This window comes from Acidovorax sp. FG42 (assembly GCF_057809195.1).
The window spans coordinates 86531-105585 of record NZ_JBMDJM010000006.1 but is presented as its reverse complement, the minus strand read 5'-3'; the positions used below and the strand labels follow the sequence as shown (position 1 = coordinate 105585).

Genomic DNA, 19055 nt, shown 5'->3' with positions numbered 1-19055 from the left:
CACAAAAAGGCATGCGCGTTGGGGTTGATATCCGTTGGCTTGCGCCCATTGCACAGGACTTTCATGAGAGAGCGCTGGTTGCCGCCATAGTCCAGCGGCCGCCACCACCCTATCAACGCACTTCGCGCGCTTCCACGTCCGTGACCTGCGCCGCCCCCGGCAGGATGCCACCCCGGCGCGACGCTGCAGCGTCCTCACCGGTAGCTTCCGGCGCCCTGCTGCCACGGCGGCCCGCGGACCACCGCTCCGTGGACCGAAAGACTTTGCTGAAGCCTGTGCGCGGGTCCACACCCATCACCCACGGCGTCACCGGCCGACCGGTCAGGCGGGCCCAACCTGCACGCAGCACCCACACCAGCGCCAGCAACATGGCCGCGACCAGAAGGCTGGCAAACAAGACCAGCCCCATGGCAATCACGATCACACGCAGCAGCAGGCTGACGACACCCGCAACAAAATCATTCAAACGACACCTCTCCTTCACAACTTGGGATGCGATTGCGGTGCCGAATCACACCGCAATCGCATCCCGGGCCCACATCACTCCTGCAGAGCCACTCCGAACTGGAACACACCAGGCTCCAGCACAGGGTTCACGGTGACCGGAATCACACTCTTGGGCGCGAATCGCCCTTCCAGCAACAGCTTGGACAGCGGGTTCTCGATGCGCTGCTGAATTGCCCGCTTGAGCGGCCGCGCACCGAACACCGGGTCAAACCCCACCTTTGCCAATTCTGCCAAGGCAGCGTCGGACACCTGCAATTCCAAATCCATCTTGGCCAACCGGGATTGCAGCAGCTGCAGCTGGATCTTGGCGATCGAGGCAATGTGCTGTGCATCCAGCGCGTGGAATACCACCGTCTCATCAATGCGGTTCAAAAACTCGGGCCGGAAGTGGTTCTTGAGTTCGCCCCACACCGCTTCCTTGATGTCGTCCGAGTCCTGTCCCACCATCGCCTGGATCAGGTGCGAGCCGATGTTGCTGGTCATCACGATCACCGTGTTCTTGAAGTCCACGGTGCGGCCCTGGCCATCGGTCAGGCGACCATCGTCCAGCACCTGCAGCAGCACGTTGAACACATCGGGATGGGCCTTTTCCACCTCGTCGAGCAGTAGCACGCTGTAAGGCTTGCGGCGCACGGCTTCGGTCAGGTAGCCGCCCTCCTCATAGCCCACATAACCGGGTGGTGCGCCGATCAGGCGGGCCACCGAATGCTTCTCCATGAACTCGCTCATGTCGATGCGGATCAGGTGCTCCTCGCTGTCGAACAAGAAGCCGGCCAATGCCTTGCACAGCTCGGTTTTGCCCACGCCCGTGGGGCCCAGGAACAGGAAGGAGCCCGTGGGACGGTTGGGATCGCTCAGGCCCGAGCGCGAACGACGGATGGCGTTGGCCACCGCAGCAATCGCCTCGTTTTGCCCCACTACACGTTCGTGCAGCTTGGCTTCCATCTGCAAGAGCTTGTCTTTCTCGCCCTGCATCATCTTGGCGACCGGGATGCCCGTGGCACGGCTTACCACTTCAGCGATTTCCTCGGCGCCCACCTGTGTGCGCAGTAGTCGGCGCGTAGCGGGCGCACCGTCCTTGCCAGCTTCTTGCGCCTGGGCTTCCTTGAGCTGCTTTTCCAGCTCGGGCAGCTTGCCGTATTGCAGCTCTGCCACCTTGTTGAAGTCGCCCTTGCGGGTGAACTCTTCGATCTGGAACTTGAGCTTGTCGATGGCCTCGCGCACATGAGCGCTGCCCTGTGCCTGGGCTTTTTCGGATTGCCAGATCTCGTCGTAGTCGGCGATCTCTTTTTGCAGCTTGCCGATCTCTTCCTCGATCAGCGCAAAGCGCTTTTGCGAGGACTCATCCTTTTCCTTGCGCACGGCTTCGCGTTCGATCTGCAACTGGATCAGGCGGCGGTCGAGCTTGTCCATCACCTCAGGCTTGGAGTCCATCTCGATCTTGATCTTGGACGCAGCCTCGTCGATCAGATCGATCGCCTTGTCCGGCAAGAAGCGATCCGTGATGTAGCGATTGCTCAGCTCGGCCGCTGCGACGATTGCCGGGTCGGTGATGTCCACGCCATGGTGAACCTCGTACTTCTCCTGCAGGCCGCGCAGGATGGCAATGGTCGCCTCGACGGTAGGCTCGCCCACGAGGATTTTCTGGAAGCGACGCTCCAGCGCCGCATCCTTTTCGATGTACTTGCGGTATTCGTCGAGGGTGGTAGCACCCACGCAGTGCAATTCGCCGCGCGCCAGCGCGGGCTTGAGCATGTTGCCCGCATCCATCGCGCCCTCGCCCTTACCGGCCCCCACCATGGTGTGCAACTCGTCAATAAAGACGATGGTCTGGCCTTCATCTTTGGCCAGCTCGTTGAGGACACTTTTCAGGCGCTCCTCAAACTCGCCGCGGTACTTGGCACCGGCGAGGAGCGCAGCCATGTCGAGGCTGAGCACGCGCTTGTTCTTCAGGCTCTCGGGCACCTCGCCCGCCACGATGCGCTGGGCCAAGCCCTCAACGATGGCGGTCTTGCCCACACCGGGCTCACCGATCAGCACGGGGTTGTTCTTGGTACGCCGCTGCAGCACCTGAATGGCACGACGGATCTCGTCGTCACGGCCAATCACCGGGTCGAGTTTGCCCAGGCGAGCGCGTTCGGTCAGATCCAGACAGTACTTGGCCAAGGCGCCGCGCTGCCCCTCAGCCTCGGCGCTGTCCATCTTCTGGCCGCCGCGCACGGCTTCAATCGCAGCCTCCAGGCTCTTGCGCGTGAGGCCGTTGTCCTTGGCAATCTTGGCGGCATCGCCCTTGCTGTCGATCACCGCCAGCAGGAACAGCTCACTGGCAATGAACTGGTCACCGCGCTTGATGGCTTCTTTCTCTGTGGCTTGCAGCACACGGCCCAACTCGGGGCCGCCCTGTACTTGATCGTTGCCTTGCACCTGCGGCAGCCGCTTGACGGCGGCCTCAGCCGCTGCCAGCAGCCCAGGCACATTGACGCCTGCACGCTGCAGCAACGCCTTGGGGCCGTCATCCTGTTGCAGCATGGCCTGCAGCACATGCACGGGCTCGATGTAGGCGTGGTCATTACCCAGCGCGATGCTTTGGGCGTCGCTCAGGGCTTCTTGAAACTTGGTGGTGAATTTGTCGAGACGCATTGTCTAAGTCCTCCTAATTGCACTGAATTTGAGGCAGGGGATGTCTGATTTCAAGGCAATGCAAAGCAGACAAATTGACACGCGTCAACAAAGAACCTCAGATGCACCAAGATTACATATCTCCATTTCCGCACAGCCCACGAGTCAACGAAGAGGAAATGCGTTATATCGTTTGACTGCATACCATCACCGAAATAACGACATAGGCCGCCATCCGAACATAGGCACTCGCTGGAAATCGGTATCTCTCAACCAAATTACCGCTATACGTCTTCTTAGAACAAGCCTCACAGAAAAAACGGCATCGGCCAAACGCCGATGCGCCGCGGAGACAAGCAGAAATACAAGCGAAAGCTGCCTCATTGTGGAATTCGCCCACAAGTTGACACCGCTTGTCGCGACCCTTAGACCATCTGTCCCTAGCCTCTTGGCAAGACAATGTCGCCTTTTATAGGATCTCGTCATGTATGCATCGACCTCCTGCCACGTGAACAATAAGTTGGCGGCGACTCCACCCCTTAGGGGCCCGAATGGCTTCACCGCCATTGAGCTGCTGGTCGTTGTAGCAATCATCGCTGCCCTTGCAGCACTAGCTGGTCCTAGTTTTACCCTCTTGGTTGAGCGTTGGCGTGTACGCGATGCAGCCGAATCCTTGACCTCCAGCTTGTATTTGGCGCGCTCAGAGGCCATCAAACGCGGCGGGGGCGTGACCATCGACGCAACGGGCGGCTGGAATGCAGGCTGGAAATTGACCCATACCCAAAATGGAGTCAGCACAGACATCAAAGTCAATGCCGCGCCCTCAAGGGTTTCTATTTCCCATAGCAACAGTAAAACAGCTCTTTATGTAGATCGCTGGGGAATGCTGACAGAAAGTAGCGGAGGCGTAGCCGTCGCCATGAATTTTTTGCTCTACCCCGAAGGTAAATCTCAGACCGACAACGCAGCCATACGGCTTTGCGCTGGCATGGGCGGCCGAATCGTCCAAGTACCACGCGGTGGTGCCTGCCCGGCATGACATGTGGGTCTAGTCATGAAGCTTGACAAGTATTCACCCGTGAACCTCCGACCCTGTGCTGGTGGATTTACTGCTATCGAGTTGATGGTGGTAATCGCTCTTCTGGCGGTGCTTGCGGGTTTAGCAAGCCCCTCTTTCACCCTAATGATCGAGAGCTGGCGCGTTCGTAATGCCACAGAGTCGCTTCGCGCGTCTCTCCAAATGGCGCGGTCTGAGGCCATCAAGCGCGGGGGGTTGGTGGCAATGCAAAAATTGCCCAATAACACCAATGGATGCACTACAGCTACAAGCACTCGCGACTGGGACTGCGGATGGGTCATCTGCCACGACACTAACGGCAATGGCACCTGCAATGCCGGTGAGCCAATACTTCAGCGTGTGGAAATACCATCCAAAGTGCAAGTCACACGCACAGGCGGCGGAGCCGCCATCAAGCTGAACCGCTGGGGTCTGGTGGATGGCACTTGGCTCGGTTTCAGTTTAGTTCCCCTAGACAAGTCCACCATGCACCCAGGCGCTCGCGGTGTCTGCATGAGTTCAGGTGGACGCATACGCACCATTCTCCCAGAGGCCATTCCATGTACCAGCTGACAACTCTCAACCCTGCTGCATGTCGGCGCCAGGAAGGCATCAGCCTGATCGAGTCGTTGGTGGCCATCGTGGTGATGGCGCTAGGTATCCTGGGAATACTGGGCGTTCAGATGCGGACCTTGACAGACACGTCTACCACGGTGCGACGTGCTCAGGCCATCCGATTGATTGAGGACCTGAGCGAACGCATGAAGGTCAGCCCTAACGCATTGTTAAGTATTAAAAGCTATGAATCTGGATATAGCAAAAAATCCAGCGATTTGACTGCATCCAATTGCGATAGCGCCACCTGCACCCCAGCAGAGCAGGCAGCCTATGACCTGAAACAGTGGAAAACTACGGTGGAGCAATCCCTCCCAGGAGGGCAAGCCAGCATCTTTCTTGCCCCCGGAGAAACCGTCGAAGCCAACCGCCGTCAACTGGGAATCATGATTGCTTGGCGCGAGAACGAGCGCGATACAGCCGCAGCCTACAAGGACGATATCGACGCGACTAAATTCCGAGCCACTACCAATGACGGCACCGCAGGGGCCCTCACCGCAGGAACCGACTCGGCCAATGCCTGTCCCGCCGATAAAACTTGCCACTTGCAATACATCACTGTGGCGGCGCGTTGTGCCCCCTATGACGACGGAAGCGGCACCAAGACGCTTTATTGCTCGTAGTTTTGGTTTGCAATTTATAAAAACCATAGCATCTGGTGCCTATTTGAAGAGCCTTAAACCATGAAAATTTCGCCCTCCCCACTTCAGCAACGTGGTGTGACACTGATCGAATTGATGGTCGGCATAGTCATAGGCCTGCTCGTCGTAGCGGTGGCCATGGGGGCTCTGATGGTGTCACGTGGTATCTCTGGCACCGTGAGCGACGCCAGCGGCATACAGCAGCAAGGAGCATACGTGATGCGGGTTATTGGCCAGCAACTTCGCCAAACCGGTTCCCTGTACCTGAACCCCAACCCCACCGGAGGCAGCAACACCGATGTGCTCAGCCCTGTGGCCTTTGAAATCAAAGCAGACTCAGTGAGCGGTGGAAACAGCTTTGCACAAGAAAGCACCCTTGCGGGCGCCAGCGCTACGGTTACCACCGGCTTCCGGCGCTACGCGGACAATGTTTTCATGGTTGCAGGCACTGCAGCCACTGCATCCACGCCAGCCGCTTTCGGTACTGACTATCTGGCGCGCAACTGCATTGGCGCACCAGGCAACAGCAGCACAGATCAGTTGGTCGAGAGTATTTTCACATTCGACAGCGCCAAGAATGAACTGCAATGCGCAGGGAACGGCGCCACTGCACAAGCCATCGTGCAAAACGTCGCGCAATTCCAGGCCCTTTACGTGGTCCAAACTACCGATGCCACCGGGTCCAAAGTGCAGTACACCAAGGGAAGCGACATGCCAACGGCCGCAACCGATCCAACCTGGAGACGCGTACAAGGCATACAAGTGTGCCTGGTACTTTACGGTAGCGAGCCCATCGATATGCCCGCAGGTAGCACTTACACCGACTGCTCAGGCACCAGTGTCGACATGACCACACTCACTGGCACTCGCAAAAACCGCATGCATCTGGTGTTCCGTAACACCTTTCAATTGCGCAGCCAAGGGCTGATTTGACGTGCGCCCCTTGTAGAACATCGCAAAGCAGCCACTATGCAAAACCCACAGCGCCATGACGCTCTCTATCTAGTCGACCGTGTTGGCCACAGGAAACCCGACCGGTCCATTGCTACTCGCCAACGCGGCGTAGCACTGTTTGTGGTCATCGTTTTCGTCATGCTCTCCATGCTGCTGGCGCTCTGGGCCTCACGAACCTCCCTTTTCAACGAAATGGTAGTGGGCAACGACGCAGATTACCAACGTGCCCTGGAAGCAGCCCAAGCACTGCTGCAAGACGCCGAGCTGGACATCCGTGGCGAAATGGCTGACGGCAGCCCATGTGCCGGCCCTCCTTGTCGCGCCTACACGAGCGGAGCGATGCAGTTTCCGGGGGACACCAATGAAATCAATCCCCTGATTACCTCGCTGGAGGCAGAAACCAAACGCTGCAAAGATGGTTTATGCACGCGCCGCGTCGGACGGCAAGATTTCTGGAATTACGCCACAGACACGACTCCGATTACACCCGGTGCCGACGCGGCCCTGGGAGAAGTACCGCTCTCCGATCTCATGAATGTCGGAGCCCGATACGGCCAGTTTACGGGGGCGATCAATAAAAAACCCACTAAAAATGATGGCACTGACAGCCTTAACCCGATTCTCACCGAAACTGGCGCAGGTTTGGGAGGCTGGTATTGGATAGAAATCATGCGATACAGCGACGCAGCCAAAAGCGCCAACCTGATCGTCGATTCCAGCACCAGCCAGTTGCCGCTGAACCTCGACGTTTATGTGGTCTTCCGCATTACCGCCCTCGCCAAGGGGCGCAAGCCTGAAACCACTGTCGTATTGCAAGAAACATACGCGCGACAACGGACAAAAGATTGAAGCCATGGACTCAGTCACTACAAATCCAATAGCTACCAATGCTTACAGCGCAATCGCTATAGGCTTGTTTTGTTTCGTTTGCTGACCCCATTCATGAAGGAGCACGCCATGCCCCGAGCCAACCGTATCCCCTTTCAGAAGAACCTGCTGGCCATTGCTACAGGTGCAATTTTGACCCCCGCCTGGGCACTGGATCTTGTACAGGAGCCCCCCCTCCCCACCTCCAAATCGGCTTTTGTCGCGCCAAATGTGATTATCTCTATCGATGATTCGGGGAGTATGAATTACGGAGTTAAAACCGACTATACGGTTCCAGATAATACTGGACCAGGCTACTCCGAGCCTGATGCCAGTGGAAAGTGGAAGGATGATGCTAGGCGTGTCAAGGTTTTGAAATATGCGCTGAAAAAAGTTTTCAACAACAAAGACCTCATACCAGAGAACAAACTCCGGATTGCTTGGCAGTCCATGAATAATGGAACCCAAAAGAATGTCAATGCCCCAGGTTTGGTCACCAACTCCATGCGCCCTATCGATGCCGTCGTTGGCACCAATAAGGTACACCGAGACAATTTTCTTGCGTTTGTTGATAGCATAGCGCCCGGCAGTACCACCCCACTGCACCGGCTTCCCAGCCAAGCAGATGCCTATATGCGACGCACTCTTAACAGCAGCAGTCCATGGGCGACCGATCCTGGCGGCACCGGCAGCAAAGCCACAGAATATCTTGGGTGCCGCCGTAATTACCACATCTTGATGACGGACGGTCGCTGGAATGGCGCGGTTTCCGGGGGCACACAGGATGGTGTGGACTGGGCAGACTCTGGGGATCGAAAGGCGTACAGCATTGCGTCAGATCAAACCAAGGTGTACTACGACAACTACTCCGATACCATTTCTGATTGGGCATTCAAGAGCTGGATGCTCCCATTGCAGAATGCGTCTAATTTGATAGATTCAGGCAAGCTTAAGCCTTCAAAAGTTTATGACGAAGCTCCAGCCACGGAGTTTTTTACTGCGTCAAAACCGCGTTATAAAACTGTTACCGCCCCTGGCAACACTACAACCCAAAGAAAAGCCGCTTGCCTAGCTCTTTCCGGAGAATGGCTCGGTGGCTCAACCAATAATTGCACAGTGTCCAGCATTGAAACCAAATCGGTCAATCTGCAAAAATACTGGAATCCAAAATATAATCCTGCAACGTGGCCTCATATGGTTACGTACACCATCGGTTTCAGCGACGATGCGACCACTTGGCCTGGAGCTCCTGAAATCACTGGGCCCACAGATAAAGTACCTTTTGGGTACGACAAAGGTTTCGCTGAGCTTGTAACCGGCCTCGAGTCCTGGCCTGCGATGGATAGCGAAGACAAACGCGCACTCGACTTATGGCATGCCGCCATCAATGGGCGAGGCCGCTTTTATTCGGTATCTGAGGCCGAAGATCTTGCAAAAGCCTTCACCGAAATCATTGGCAAAATTAACGAGGAAAGTGCTCCGTTACCTGACGAAATAGCTGGCGGTGGCAGCACCAGCGGATACAACGTTTCGCAGAGTAATGCAGGGATTTTCGCATCAACTTACAGCCCCAAAAGAGGCTGGAGTGGCTCTATTACTGCCGCGCGAGCCGTTGAGCCGGAGGAATATGCTTGCCCCACCCCGACAGACCCCGATCTCAAATGCATCCGCTTCCCAGACACCGTCACTGGCTGGCAAGGGAAATCAACGGCAGATCGGCTCGACGAAGCTTGGCCCGTTGATGGTGCGGTAGATAGTCGTCTTGTTTTAAGCTGGAGTGACTCGACCAATGGTGGTATTCCCTTTAAATGGTCTTCCACCACTCCGATCAGTTACAGCACAGAACAGAAATGGGCGTTGCTGGGTGTTACTTCAGGCGACACCACAACCGATCCCTTGAAGACCAGCGGTATCAATATCGTTGATTACATCCGAGGTGACCGCAGACTGGAGGGCACGACCCCAGCGAAGCCATTGCGTGAGCGCTTCAGCCGTCAGGGTGATGTGGTCAACTCTGAAATCTGGTACACCGGACGCCCGAGTAGCAACTACGCAATGGGCTACTCGAGTTTTGTTTCTGCCCAGAAAAACCGCACACCTGTTCTCTACGTGGGCGGTAACGATGGCATGCTGCATGGGTTCTCAGCAACCGATGGCAAAGAGTTGATCGCCTACGTGCCGCGTGGCGTGGTCAGTGGGCTGAAAGACCTGACTGACAAAGACTACCAGCACCGCTACTACGTCGATGGGTCACCGATGACCGGTGATATCAAGGACGGCAGTAATTGGAAAACCCTGCTGGTGGGCTCTCTGGGCGCGGGGGGGAAAGGGTATTTTGTGCTGGACGTTACCAACCCCGGCAACTTTGGTACGACCAGTGCGGCCGATCTGGTAGTGATGGACCGCACCCGCGCAAAAAGCGAAGCTGAACCCAACTGCAGCGCACTGTCCGGTACAGCAAAAATCGCATGCGACACCAACGTGGCTGACATGCGGGATCTTGGCAACATCACAGCGCAGCCGGGGCGAAATCCTGCCAACAAGCAAGAAGCTACGCAGATCACGCGCCTGAACAATGGCAGGTGGGCGGTAGTGATGGGCAATGGCTACAACAGCACTAACCAACGCCCTGTGTTGCTGGTGCAGTACCTTGACGGCACCGACAAAAAGCTCGTACGTATTCAGGCCACCACCGATGCCACGGGCACAGGAAACGCAAAAGACAACGGCTTGGCATCGCCCACACTGGTCGACCTGGATGGTGATGGCAAGACCGATATCGTCTATGCGGGCGACAATCTGGGCAACCTTTGGAAATTCGATCTAACCAGTGCCACCGAAAGCGAATGGCAGGTGGCCTTTGGTAATAACAAGCCGTTGTTCACTGCACGTGGCCCAGCCACCATGGCCAGTACGACACGAGACCAGATACAACCGATCACAGCGCCTCCGATCGTGCGTCCTAACGACCGAAGCATGACAGTGGGATCCGGCTCCACCGCCAAGACGGTACCTGTCGGGGGCATGATGGTTGCCTTCGGCACAGGTCGGAACCTCACTGCCAACGACCGTCGCACGGACATTACGCAGCCCATCCAAACACTGTATTCGGTACTCGACAACACGCGCTACCGCATGAAGACGGACAAGAGTTCGCTTGAAGTGCATCCGGGCGCAGGCGACTGTGCTACCGCGCCTACAACCTGCGTGCCCGCCCCGGCACAAGTGGGAACCATTGCGAATAGCGGTGCACCACTGGCCAAGCAAACCATTACAACCGTGTCTGGCGATGATGCCACCGTGACCGCAACTCAAGAACTGAAGAAGGAGACTTGGAAGGACTACAAAGGCTGGTACTTGGACCTGCCGTTCGGTGGGGAGCGTCTGCTCAAGCCAATGCAGTTCTTTGATGGCAGCAACATTCTTGCGGTCTACAGTGAATCGCCCTCGGGCACCAAGAACAGCGAGAGCGATAACATCAATGAAAGCTGTGTGCCTGTGAAGGTTGACACCAGCGCCGGTAGTCAATTCCGCACGTTTGTCAACATCATGGATGGCAAAATCCCGACAGTTCAGCTGGTAGACACCGACAACAACGGCATTTACAACGCCACTGCGGATAAAAAGGTAGCCCGGGTAGCAGTGAAAACAGGAACTCCAATTCTGATCACGAAGCGTGACCGCATTCAGGACTTGACAGGCGGTGGTGGTGCGCGTGACACCTTGAACCGCATGCCAGAGCAATCCATGCGTCCCAGCTGGCGCCAATTAAAGTGAGAGATCGCACAATGATCCGACAATCGCAGCGAGCACAACGTGGCTTTACGCTCATCGAAGTGATGATCGTAGTGGTCATCGTGAGCATTCTTTCTGCCATCGCATACCCTAGCTACATGGAATACGTAGCTCGCGGCCACCGAGCCGATGCCCGAGCTGGGCTGCTACAAGCGCAACAGTGGCTTGAGCGTGCTGCGACTGCCACCGGTGTATACCCGACCGCGTTGCCTGCCAACTTGACTTGGGCTACAGACAACACCAAGCGCTACACCATAGGGTTTGCTGCGGGCAATACCAACTCGGCATTTACCTTGGTTGCTACTCGGAAGGCCGGAGGGGCTCAGGCCAAAGACAAATGTGGAGATTTCACGATTACCAACACTGGTGTGCGTGGGGCACTGAATTATTCGAGTGGAACAACAGCTGAAGAGTGCTGGAACAAATAAGCGCGGCTGCTTCGCCATCCGCAAAGCCTCCGCACTCCCACCCATTAACCAAGCGCCTGGATGCCACCAAGCGCTTTTTTATCGCGTTTCGCACAGACGACAAGCGCCAAAATCGGACACTAGTGGCACACGACAACTCGACATTAGGCCGCCGCATGCATCGAGTATGGAATGATAATCGCCCCCATTAGCGACGTAGTCTATCTATGACTCGATCATTTCAGCGGCGGATAATAATCTTCTCGGCCTATCTTTGTGGATTTAGTTGACCGGCGAATGTAGATCGCGGAAAAAGTGAGGCGCGAGTACGCAAAGATCATCTACCAACGAGCAGGGACAGGACCAAAGCACCCGGAGCGCCTGCTTCCTATAAATTTAAGCTGCACCTGGCGCATAACCGTTTGGCATTCCTCGTATCTGCTCACAAAATGGCGTACGTCATGGACTCTTACCACACCTCCGCCCCTCCTAGCTCCGACGATACGTTTGACCCGGATTCGACCCTAGCATTCCAGCGCCGCATGGAGCGTGCCCCAGAATGGTTCTGTTCCTTTTTGGCTGGCAACAGCCGGGAAAAGAGCCGCTTGCGTCGTGAGATGGCCACGATGAAAGGCTCGGTAGTCTGGCTGGTGCAGCAGCGCCGACAGGGCACCTGGAGTGCAGAAGAGCGGGCCCACCTGAGGGATGTGATGCGGTCCGCTTCTTCGGTCAGCCCCTATCTTTTCGTCTGGGTAATCCCGGGCTCGATGCTGCTACTGCCCTTCATGGCCTGGTTTCTGGACAAGCAACGCAAGCGGCGGGAGCGCAAGCTTTTGCGGTAGAACGGCACTCAGCGAAAGGGCGGGCCATGCTCAAAAAAAGGACCCGCCAGCTCGCCCAGGCGGTTTCAACTCAAAGGCTACGCCCAGTTGCTGGTAATGACCACCAGCATGCCCGCCCCTACCAGCCCCAGCTGCCAGCGCAGCGCCGTGGACCACGAAGGTACGTGGCGCTCCACCCGCAGATACAGGAGGCGGCCGGCGGCCAGCGACAGTACGAAGGCCAGCAGCATGCCGAATGCGTTCAACACGGGCGAAGTGGGCCATAGGTGGCTGACCACCGCGTTGACCAGCAAGCACACAGCAAAGTGCACCAAGAAGACCGAATACGACATCTGACCGAGCTGGACGAGCGGTGATACGCCGGTAAAACTACGCACGCGATCGGAGCGCATGGCCACCACCAGGCACAGCGCCGTGACCGCAGCCACGGCAATGCGCGCGCGGAAGTCCACGGCCAGTGCCACGCCTGCCAACAACGCCATCATCGTCATCCACCCCTGCGCCTGGGGGGCGTGGGTCGCCCAGTAGGCCAGCATGCCAAGGCCGTAAGCACCAAAAAAGTACAGCGCCCACATGTCCAGCCCCGCCATGCGGTTGAACAGCCACAATGAGGCGCCCGCCATCAGCAACACCAATCCTTGCGACACGGCCGCCGCCTGGTGCCGTAACTGGGGCACTGGCAGCGCACGCACTCCGGCGAGCATGAGCACGGTCAGGGCAAAGAGCTGGAAGTCGATGGCCACGTACCAGACGCCGGCCGACAACGCGCCTGCACCCACAATGTCCTGCAGCAGCAATGCGTTCGCCAGCAGCTGCGAGAAAGTGGGCTGGTCGGGCACGGAGTGGTGGTCCATCCAAGGCCGAACCAGGGCAGACACCAGCACCGCCAGCACCAGCGCTACGGCGTAAGGCACGACCAGACGCACAAACCGCTTGGCAATGGCGGTGCCAGCGTGGTCAAAACGGGCCACGCCCTGGGGTGCAAGACTCGCAGCAGCCAGATACCCGCCCAGCACCAAAAACACCTGCACCGCCATGCGCCCGTAGTCGTACAGCCAGGCCATGAGGGCTGGCGCCAAAGGGTGGGCGATGTCGGACATCGGGCCATAGAAAGCCAGGTGGTGCCACACGATGGTGGCGCAAGCCATGCCCTTGATCATGTCGATCAACGGCGTTCGGGATGTGGACGAGGACATAGGGTGTGTTCGTGAACTCCAGCGGGCAGAACACCGCCGGACATCCGTAGCCACCCCTACCGCGTTATCTACCCTGCCAGGCAGCGAGACGAACGGAACAAGGGGCGGAGCAACAAAACCCTCTATTGTCCTCGGTTAGAGGATTTTTTGCACCGACCTGCTGTCGCGCCGGGGTCGCCCCTACACAGCATGGGTCAACCGACCGCAAATCCAACCCTCTGATCGGCGCGAACAGCCGTCAATAGCGCAGGCTGCCCTCGGCATCCACAATGGCCAGCTCGACGTAGGTCGAGCCATTGTGGTTGCGCGGCGAATACTTCACGTTGAAGCGGCCAAAGGCAATTTCACCTGCGTCTTCCATCGTTTTGGAGAACGACTCGGTGCTCAGATTGCGCCCCGTGCGGCGCAGCCCCTCCACCAGCAAGCGTGCATGGACAAAGCCCTCGAACTGGGAGGCTGACGGTTGGGCGCCCGGCGACTTGGCGCGCAGCAGGCTCAGATATTCGGCCACCACAGGGATGGTGGTGTTGCGCAGGGAAGGCATGATTTGCGCCAGGATGATTCCCCGGGCCTTGTCCTTGAGTTCGCGCTGGATCACGTCCATGCTGGCCACCGAGAACCCGTAGTAGGCAGGCCGCGCGGCCGTGGCCTGCACCGCCTTGATGTAGCTGGTGAAGGTGGTGCCGCCCGTGGCCACGATCACCGCCTGGGGCTGGGCTTTCTCGGTGGCTTGCGCGGCTGCGGCAAAGTCGGGCTGCTTGGGGTCCACCTTGATCTCGGCCAGGAAGGGCAGCTTCTCCTCTTCCGACGCTTTCTTGAGCTCGCCCGCCAGTGTCTTGCCCAGGCCATCGTCCTGAAAGAACACGGCTACACGGGTGATGCCTTGCTGGCGCAGTTGCGACACGATCTTGCTGGCCTCGTTCGCATAACCCGCGCGCACATGGAACACATAGGGATTGAACGTCTCACGGAACACCGAGGCGCCCGTGACGGGGCCAAACAGCAGGGTGCGCTGCTCCTTGATCAGCGGCAGGATGGCCGCCGTCTGCGCCGTGCCGGTGCTGTGGAAGATCATGAACACCTTGTCGTTTTCCAACAGCTGACGGGTGTTCTCGACGGCCTTTTGCGGGTCGAAAGCATCGTCGAGCGTGGTGTACCGGATCATGCGGCCATGCACCCCGCCCTGCGCGTTCACCGCATCGAACAGCAGTCGCGAGCCCTCCCCGTACTGTGCCGTCTGCGGCCCCAGCGGCCCCGACAGCACCACCGATGCACCCAGCCGGATCTCATCGGCCGTCACACCTTCATTGCGGGCATGAACCAGGGTGGTGGCGCATACGGCCAGCAGGCACACAAAAGCACGGAACATCGGGCATCTCCCTCGCAACTTGGTGACAAGGCCGGTGAACACTGCACCGACCTTGATTGATTATTTTTCATCACCATTATCAGTAGAGACCTGATCTGCCCCACTCGGGTTTCCCCTTGGGTACATCGCCGCGGAAACAGGGGCGTAAGCCCCCCCACAAAGACAATCGCCCGCCATGTGTGGGCACACATGGCGGGCGAAAAGGACGTCAGTGTGAGGGACGGGTATGACCGCGGGGCGCCGGAAGCAAGAAGTCCCGCGCCCCTCACGCAGAGCGCAGAGCGCAGAGCGTCAGAGCTTGAGGCGGGCGCGGGCTGCCTCGTATTCGCTGCGCAGCTTGGCGACCAGCTCGGCAGTGCTCGTCACGGCGTTGATGGCACCGATGCCCTGGCCGCAGCCCCAGATGTCCTTCCAGGCCTTCTTGGCGTCGCCGCCAAAGTTCATCTTGCTGGGGTCGGACTCGGGGAGGTTGTCCGGGTCCATGCCTGCGGCACGGATCGAGGGTGCCAGGTAGTTGCCGTGCACACCCGTGAACAAGTTGCTGTAGACGATGTCGTCCGAGTTGCCGTCCACGATGGCCTGCTTGTAGGCCTCGCTGGCGCGCGCCTCATGCGTGGCGATGAAGGCCGAGCCGATGTAGCCAAAATCCGCACCCATGGCCTGGGCCGCCAGCACGGCCCCACCACTGGCAATGGACCCGCTGAGCGCCAGCGGGCCGTCGAACCACTGGCGGATTTCCTGGATCAGCGCAAAGGGGCTCTTGGTGCCCGCATGGCCACCCGCACCGGCCGCCACAGCGATCAGGCCGTCAGCGCCCTTCTCGATGGCCTTGTGCGCAAACTTGTTGTTGATGATGTCGTGCAGCACCACGCCGCCCCAGGCATGCACGGCCTGGTTCACATCCTCGCGCGCGCCCAAGGACGTGATGATGATCGGCACCTTGTACTTGGCGCAGACCTGCATGTCATGCTCCAAGCGGTCGTTGCTCTTGTGCACGATCTGGTTGATGGCGAAGGGCGCGGCGGGCTTGTCGGGGTTGGCCTTGTTGTAGGCCGCCAAGGTTTCGGTGATCTCGGCCAGCCATTCGTCCAGCAGCTCTGCGGGGCGGGCGTTCAGGGCAGGCATGGAGCCCACCACACCGGCCTTGCACTGCTCGATCACGAGCTTGGGGTTGCTGATGATGAACAGCGGCGACCCGATGACGGGCAGCGACAGGTTTTGCAACACGGGAGGCAGTTTGGACATGGCTACAACTTCCAGAACAAGAATAGGGATGGAATAGGCCGGACGCGCTAGTGAATCATGCGCCCGTAGCTATCATTTTTATATCAAGGCCCCTGCCCTGCAGGTGGCCTGTCTCCTCACAGCACGCCAGTCCTTCAGAAGGCTTCCAGCGCCAGCTCGGTCACGCTGGCTGCGCCTTCCACAATGCTGTCGCGCAGGCCTGGGGCCTTCACCAGAATGTGGTCGGCATAGAACTGGGCCGTGGTGATTTTTGCGCGCATGAACGCTTCGTCCTGTCCCTTTTGCAACAGGTCTTGCGCCACCAGCAGGCTGCGGGCCAGTTGCCAGCCCGCCACCACATTGCCTGCCAGCATCAGGTAAGGCACGCTACCTGCAAACACGGCGTTGGGCTGGGCCTTGGTGCCACCGGCCACGAAGTCGATCACGTCGAGCAGCGCCTTGCGCGCGGCTGTGAGGCGTTTGGCCACAGCCAGCGCGGCAGGGGTGCCGCTGGCCAGCAGATCGGCCTCGGTCTTCTCGATCTGCGCAGCAATGCCCTTGGCCACTTGGCCGCCATCGCGGGCTGTTTTGCGGCCCACGAGGTCGTTGGCCTGAATGGCGGTAGTGCCTTCGTAGATGGTCAGGATCTTGGCGTCGCGGTAGTACTGGGCCGCGCCAGTTTCTTCAATGAAACCCATGCCGCCGTGCACCTGCACGCCCAGGCTGGTCACCTCCAGGCTGGTCTCGGTGCTGTAGCCCTTGACCAGCGGCACCATGAATTCATAGAACGCCTGGTTCTGCTTGCGCGTGTCGGCATCGGGGTGGTGGTGCGCAGCATCAAACGCCGCAGCCGCCACCGTGGCCATGGCGCGGCAACCCTCAACGGTGGCGCGCATCGTCATCAGCATGCGCTTCACATCGGGGTGGTGAATGATGGGCGCGCTGGCGGCAATGCTGCCGTCCACGGGGCGGCTTTGCACACGGTCTTTGGCGTACTGCACGGCCTTTTGGTAGGCGCGCTCAGAGATCGCAATGCCCTGCATGCCCACGGCGTAGCGGGCCGCGTTCATCATGATGAACATGTATTCGAGGCCACGGTTTTCTTCGCCCACCAGGTAGCCCACGGCACCGCCGTGGTCGCCAAACTGCAGCACGGCCGTGGGCGATGCCTTGATACCCAGCTTGTGCTCGATGCTCACGCAGTGCGCGTCGTTGCGTGCACCCAGCGTGCCATCCTTGTTGACCATGAACTTGGGCACCACGAACAGGCTGATGCCCTTCACGCCCTCGGGCGCGCCTTGCACGCGGGCCAGCACCAGGTGCACGATGTTTTCGGCCATGTCGTGCTCACCGTAGGTGATGAAGATCTTGGTGCCGAAGATCTTGTAGGTGCCATCAGGCTGCGGCTCGGCGCGGGTGCGCACCAGGGCCAGGTCCGAGCCCGCCTGGGGTTCGGTCAGGTTCATGGTGCCGGTCCATTGGCCGGTCACCAGTTTCTCCAGATAGGTGGCCTTGAGCTCATCGCTGCCTGCTGTCAGCAGGGCCTCGATGGCGCCATCCGTCAGCAGCGGGCACAGCGCGAAGCTCATGTTGGCGCTGTTGGTCATCTCGATGCAGGCGGCGCCAATCGTCTTGGGCAGGCCCTGGCCGCCGAAGTCGGCAGGGTGCTGCAGGCCTTGCCAGCCGCCGTCGGCGTACTGGCGGAAGGCTTCCTTGAAGCCTGGGGTGGTCGTGACCACGCCGTCTTTCCAGCTCGACGGGTTCTTGTCGCCTTCCCAGTTGAGCGGCGACAGCACCCCCTCATTGAACTTGGCGCACTCTTCCAGCACGGCAGAGGCCGTGTCGAGTCCGGCGTCTTCAAAACCGGGAATCTGCGCGATCTGTTCAATGTTGGCCAGGTGCTCGATGGCGAACAGCATGTCCTTGACGGGGGCGGTGTAGCTCATGGGTGTCTCCGGGAAAGCAAAATTTCGTCAAAAAAAAGGCATCGCGAGCGATGCCTTTGTGTGCACAGGGGCGTTCTTACAGGGCCTTGACCAGTTCAGGCACAGCCGTGAACAGATCCGCTTCCAGCCCATAGTCCGCCACACTGAAGATCGGTGCCTCAGGGTCCTTGTTGATCGCCACGATCACCTTCGAATCCTTCATGCCCGCCAAGTGCTGGATGGCACCCGAGATACCAGCCGCCACATACAGCTGCGGCGCCACGATCTTGCCCGTCTGGCCCACTTGCCAGTCGTTCGGTGCGTAGCCTGCATCCACCGCCGCGCGGCTGGCACCCAGCGCTGCGCCCAGCTTGTCGGCCAGCGGGGTCATGACTTCGTCGAACTTTTCCTTGCTGCCCAACGCCCGGCCACCGGAGACGATGATCTTGGCGGCCGTCAGCTCGGGCCGGTCGCTCTTGGCGATTTCGCTGCCCACAAAGCTGCTCTTGCCGGCATCTGCTGTGGCAGCGGCGGTTTCGACTGGTGCGCTGCCACCGGTGGCAGCGGCAGCGTCAAAGCCGGTGGTGCGCACGGTGATGATCTTCACGCTGTCAGCGCTTTGCACGGTGGCGATGGCGTTGCCGGCGTAGATGGGGCGCTCGAAGGTGTCTGGGCTCACCACCTTGGTGATGTCGCTGATCTGCGCGACATCGAGCTTGGCGGCCACGCGGGGGGCCACATTCTTGCCGCTGGCAGTGGCGGGGAACAGGATGTGGCTGTAGTTGGAGGCGATGGCGAGCACTTGGGCGGCCACGTTCTCGGCCAGGCCGTGCTCCAGGCCAGGGGCGTCGGCGTGGATGACCTTGGCGACGCCTGCGATGCTGGCGGCGGCTTGTGCGGCTGCACCGGCATTGTGGCCGGCCACCAGCACGTGCACGTCACCGCCGCAGGCGACGGCGGCCGTGACGGTGTTCAGCGTGGCGCCCTTGATGGACGCGTTGTCGTGTTCAGCAATAACGAGAGTTGTCATTTCTTGT

15 protein-coding genes are annotated in these 19055 nt (G+C 59.1%); 8 read left to right on the top strand and 7 right to left on the bottom strand.

The window, feature by feature from the left end; genetic code table 11:
• Positions 1–112: 112 nt before the first annotated feature.
• Positions 113–466 (bottom strand): hypothetical protein, encoded by a 354-nt coding sequence (locus ACODSM_RS08625; RefSeq protein ID WP_015015102.1) that lies wholly within the window; start codon positions 464–466, stop codon positions 113–115.
• Positions 467–540: 74 nt separating this feature from the next.
• Complete coding sequence (clpB, locus tag ACODSM_RS08620; protein WP_488804981.1) at positions 541–3147, bottom strand: ATP-dependent chaperone ClpB; 2607 nt, start codon at positions 3145–3147, stop codon at positions 541–543.
• A 463-nt stretch (positions 3148–3610) separates the two neighbouring features.
• Between clpB and ACODSM_RS08615 the strand changes: the two genes are divergently transcribed.
• From ACODSM_RS08615 to ACODSM_RS08580, 8 genes are all read left to right on the top strand, one after another.
• Complete coding sequence (locus ACODSM_RS08615; RefSeq protein ID WP_488804980.1) at positions 3611–4165, top strand: GspH/FimT family pseudopilin; 555 nt, start codon at positions 3611–3613, stop codon at positions 4163–4165.
• A gap of 15 nt (positions 4166–4180) precedes the next feature.
• A complete protein-coding gene (locus ACODSM_RS08610; RefSeq protein ID WP_488804979.1) occupies positions 4181–4756 on the top strand; it encodes a GspH/FimT family pseudopilin in 576 nt (191 codons plus the stop codon).
• Positions 4744–5421, top strand: coding sequence for a type IV pilus modification protein PilV (gene pilV, locus ACODSM_RS08605; RefSeq protein WP_488804978.1), 678 nt, complete (start codon positions 4744–4746; stop codon positions 5419–5421). The genes ACODSM_RS08610 and pilV overlap by 13 nt, the downstream gene beginning before the upstream one ends.
• 60 nt (positions 5422–5481) lie before the next feature.
• Positions 5482–6372 carry a PilW family protein gene (locus ACODSM_RS08600; protein WP_488804977.1) on the top strand — a complete coding sequence of 297 codons (891 nt, stop codon included), beginning with the start codon at positions 5482–5484 and terminating at the stop codon, positions 6370–6372.
• 36 nt (positions 6373–6408) lie between these two features.
• Entirely contained in the window at positions 6409–7242 is an 834-nt protein-coding gene (locus ACODSM_RS08595; RefSeq protein ID WP_488804976.1) for a pilus assembly PilX family protein, read from the top strand.
• Between the two features lie 108 nt (positions 7243–7350).
• Positions 7351–11037 (top strand): pilus assembly protein, encoded by a 3687-nt coding sequence (locus tag ACODSM_RS08590; RefSeq protein ID WP_488804975.1) that lies wholly within the window; start codon positions 7351–7353, stop codon positions 11035–11037.
• A gap of 11 nt (positions 11038–11048) precedes the next feature.
• Positions 11049–11483, top strand: coding sequence for a type IV pilin protein (locus ACODSM_RS08585; RefSeq protein WP_488804974.1), 435 nt, complete (start codon positions 11049–11051; stop codon positions 11481–11483).
• A 440-nt stretch (positions 11484–11923) separates the two neighbouring features.
• Positions 11924–12304: a hypothetical protein gene (locus ACODSM_RS08580; protein ID WP_488804973.1), complete on the top strand. Its 381-nt coding sequence runs from the start codon at positions 11924–11926 to the stop codon at positions 12302–12304.
• Positions 12305–12381: 77 nt separating this feature from the next.
• Here ACODSM_RS08580 and ACODSM_RS08575 read toward each other — a convergent pair whose 3' ends face one another.
• The 5 genes from ACODSM_RS08575 to ACODSM_RS08555 all read right to left on the bottom strand — a co-directional run bounded on the left by ACODSM_RS08575 (position 12382) and on the right by ACODSM_RS08555 (position 19048).
• On the bottom strand, positions 12382–13500 hold the full coding sequence (locus ACODSM_RS08575; RefSeq protein ID WP_488804972.1) for an acyltransferase family protein: 1119 nt from the start codon (positions 13498–13500) through the stop codon (positions 12382–12384).
• Between the two features lie 238 nt (positions 13501–13738).
• Entirely contained in the window at positions 13739–14869 is a 1131-nt protein-coding gene (locus tag ACODSM_RS08570) for an ABC transporter substrate-binding protein (protein ID WP_488804971.1), read from the bottom strand.
• Between the two features lie 291 nt (positions 14870–15160).
• A complete protein-coding gene (locus tag ACODSM_RS08565; RefSeq protein WP_015015116.1) occupies positions 15161–16114 on the bottom strand; it encodes an NAD(P)H-dependent flavin oxidoreductase in 954 nt (317 codons plus the stop codon).
• Between the two features lie 134 nt (positions 16115–16248).
• Positions 16249–18039 carry an acyl-CoA dehydrogenase gene (locus tag ACODSM_RS08560; RefSeq protein WP_015015117.1) on the bottom strand — a complete coding sequence of 597 codons (1791 nt, stop codon included), beginning with the start codon at positions 18037–18039 and terminating at the stop codon, positions 16249–16251.
• A 76-nt stretch (positions 18040–18115) separates the two neighbouring features.
• Positions 18116–19048 carry an electron transfer flavoprotein subunit alpha/FixB family protein gene (locus tag ACODSM_RS08555; RefSeq protein ID WP_488804970.1) on the bottom strand — a complete coding sequence of 311 codons (933 nt, stop codon included), beginning with the start codon at positions 19046–19048 and terminating at the stop codon, positions 18116–18118.
• Positions 19049–19055 lie beyond the last annotated feature (7 nt).